This is a genomic window from Saccharomonospora iraqiensis subsp. paurometabolica YIM 90007, from assembly GCF_000231035.2.
Lineage (GTDB): Bacteria > Actinomycetota > Actinomycetes > Mycobacteriales > Pseudonocardiaceae > Saccharomonospora > Saccharomonospora paurometabolica.
Map to the genome: position 1 here is coordinate 1,379 of NZ_KI912187.1, position 2,812 is coordinate 4,190.

The 2,812-nt window shown below is 72.8% G+C and carries 4 protein-coding genes; all 4 read left to right on the top strand.

Annotation, left to right across the window (positions count from 1 at the left end):
• Positions 1–540 (top strand): helix-hairpin-helix domain-containing protein (locus tag SACPADRAFT_RS24595; RefSeq protein ID WP_007027151.1); only part of this gene is annotated, 540 nt, incomplete at its 5' end.
• Complete coding sequence (rapZ, locus tag SACPADRAFT_RS0200845; protein WP_007027150.1) at positions 537–1,424, top strand: RNase adapter RapZ; 888 nt, start codon at positions 537–539, stop codon at positions 1,422–1,424. The genes SACPADRAFT_RS24595 and rapZ, both read left to right, overlap by 4 nt.
• 7 nt (positions 1,425–1,431) lie before the next feature.
• Positions 1,432–2,403: a gluconeogenesis factor YvcK family protein gene (locus SACPADRAFT_RS0200850; protein ID WP_007027149.1), complete on the top strand. Its 972-nt coding sequence runs from the start codon at positions 1,432–1,434 to the stop codon at positions 2,401–2,403.
• Positions 2,394–2,812, top strand: a 419-nt coding sequence (gene whiA / locus SACPADRAFT_RS0200855; protein ID WP_007027148.1) for a DNA-binding protein WhiA, incomplete at its 3' end; no start/stop codon positions are given. The genes SACPADRAFT_RS0200850 and whiA, both read left to right, overlap by 10 nt.

Consider the following 2,812-nt stretch of genomic DNA (forward strand, 5'->3'; position numbering starts at 1 on the left):
GCCGACACCGGCGACCCGCCGCACGGCACGGCCCCCGGGATCGACCCGGACACCGGCAGGCCACGCAAGTTCGCCTACCCGCCGAACCTGCTGGTGGTCGACGGCGCCGGGCCGCAGGCCACGGCCGCGGCCGACGTGCTGGCCGAACTCGGGGTCACCGACGTCGCCGTGGTCGGGCTGGCCAAACGCCTGGAGGAGGTGTGGCTGCCCGCCGACCCGGAACCGGTCGTCCTGCCGCGGACGTCGGAGGCGCTGTACCTTCTCCAGCGGGTGCGCGACGAGGCACACCGGTTCGCGCTCCGGTACCAGCGGCAGAAGCGGTCGAAACGGGTGCAGACGTCGGCGCTGGACAACATCCCCGGCCTCGGGCAGACCCGGAAGGCTGCGCTGATCAAGCACTTCGGCTCGGTGAAGAAGCTGCGGCGGGCCGGGGTCGCCGAGATCGCGGAGGTACCGGGCATCGGGCGGCGTACCGCCGAGACCGTGCACGCCGCGCTGGCAGGGGACAGTACCGAGACACGAGGGGAGTCGCAGGCATGAGCAACGACGAGGCCAGAGCCTCCGGGATGGAGGTCGCGGTGGTGACCGGTCTGTCCGGTGCGGGCCGCAGCACCGCGGCGAAGTGTCTGGAGGATCTGGGCTGGTTCGTCGTCGACAACCTGCCACCCGAGCTGATCTCCACGATGGTCGAGCTCGGCGCCCAGGCGCGTGGGGCGATCACCAGGGTGGCCGTGGTCATGGACGTGCGGTCGCGGGCCTTCACCGACGACCTCTCCTCGGTCATCAAGGAGCTGGACGCGCGCGGCTACAAACCACGGGTCGTGTTCCTGGAGGCGACCGACCCGGTGCTGGTGCGCCGGTTCGAGCAGGTGCGCCGGGGCCACCCCATGCAGGCCGAGGGCAGGCTCGTGGACGGCATCACCGCCGAACGCGCCCTCCTCGCGCCGCTGCGGGAGGAGGCCGACCTGGTGCTGGACACCTCCGCGTTGTCCGTCCACGACCTCCGGGCCAAGATCGAGGACGCCTTCGGCACCGAGACCGGCACGCGCACGCGGGTCACCGTGCTGTCGTTCGGCTACAAGTACGGTCTGCCGATGGACTCCGACCTCGTGATGGACGTGCGGTTCCTGCCGAACCCGTTCTGGATCCCGGAGCTGCGGGACCAGAGCGGCCTGGACGGCGACGTGCGCAACTACGTGCTCGGCCAGGAAGGTGCCGAGGAGTTCCTCACCCAGTACCACGAGTTGCTGCGCCTGGTCGGGGCCGGGTACAAGCGGGAGGGCAAGCGCTACCTCACCCTGGCCGTCGGCTGCACCGGCGGCAAGCACCGCAGCGTGTCCATCGCCGAGGAGCTGGCGAACCGGCTGTCCAAGGAGGACGGCATGGCGGTCAAGGTGGTGCACCGCGATCTGGGCAGGGAGTGAGCCGGGGATGCGCGCCGTCGCGCTCGGGGGAGGACACGGTCTGCACGCGGCGCTTTCCGCACTGCGACGGCTCACCGCGGACCTGACCGCCGTCGTCACCGTCGCCGACGACGGGGGTTCGTCGGGCAGGCTGCGGCAGGAGCTCGGCCTGCTGCCGCCGGGCGACCTCCGGCAGGCACTGGCGGCGCTCGCCGCCGCGGAGGACGGGGGCACGCTGTGGGCCGAGGTGTTCCAGCACCGCTTCGGCGGATCGGGTGCGCTGACCGGGCACGCCGTGGGGAACCTGCTGCTGGCCGGCCTGTTCGAGGTGCTCGGCGATCCGGTCGCCGGTCTCGACGAGGCGGCCGCACTGCTGGGGATCTCCGGGCGGGTGCTGCCGATGTCGGCCGAGCCGCTGGAGATCGAGGCGGAGGTCACCGGACTGGAGAACGGGGCCCTCAGCCGGATCCGCGGGCAGGTCGCCGTCGCCAGCACACCGGGGCAGGTACGCCGGGTACGCCTGCACAATCCCGGCCGTCCGGACCGGCCCCCCGTGGCCTGCGCGGACGCCGTGGACGCGGTGCTGAGCGCCGACACGGTCTTCCTCGGCCCCGGATCCTGGTTCACCAGCGTCCTGCCGCACCTGTTGGTGCCCGGCCTGCACGAGGCTCTGGTGAGCACCAGGGCGACCAAGGTCGTCATCCTCAACCTCATCCCCCAACCGGGGGAAACGGCGGGATTCTCCCCCGAGCGGCATCTGGACGTACTCTCCGAGCATGCTCCGGAACTGACCGTGGACGCCGTGATCGCGGACCGCGACTCGGTGCCCACCCCGGCGCGGCTGCGCCGCGGTGCCGAGGCGCTCGGCGGCCGGGCCCATCTCGCGTCGGTGGCGGCGCCGGGCGGGGCCGGGCGGCATGATCCGGATGCTCTGGCGAGCTGTGTGCGAGAGGCTCTCGGGCGCACCGGGAGCACGGAGGAGGGTCAGTCATGGCCATGACGGCGGCAGTCAAGGACGAGCTGAGCCGACTCAGCGTCACCAGGCCCGGCCCGCGCCGGTCGGAGGTGTCGGCGATGCTGCGGTTCGCGGGTGGGCTGCACATCGTGGCCGGCCGGGTCGTGGTCGAGGCCGAGGTGGACACCGGGTCGGTGGCCCGGCGCCTGCGGCGCGAGGTGCACGACCTCTACGGGCACCAGTCCGACGTGCACATGATCACCTCGGGCGGGCTGCGCAAGGGCACCCGGTACGTGGTGCGCGTGGTCAACGACGGCGAGGGGCTGGCCCGGCAGACCGGGCTGATCGACCAGCGTGGGCGGCCGGTGCGGGGGTTGCCGGCGGCGGTGGTCTCCGGCGGTCTCGCCGACGCCGAGGCCGCCTGGCGGGGGGCGTTCCTCGCGCACGGGTCGCT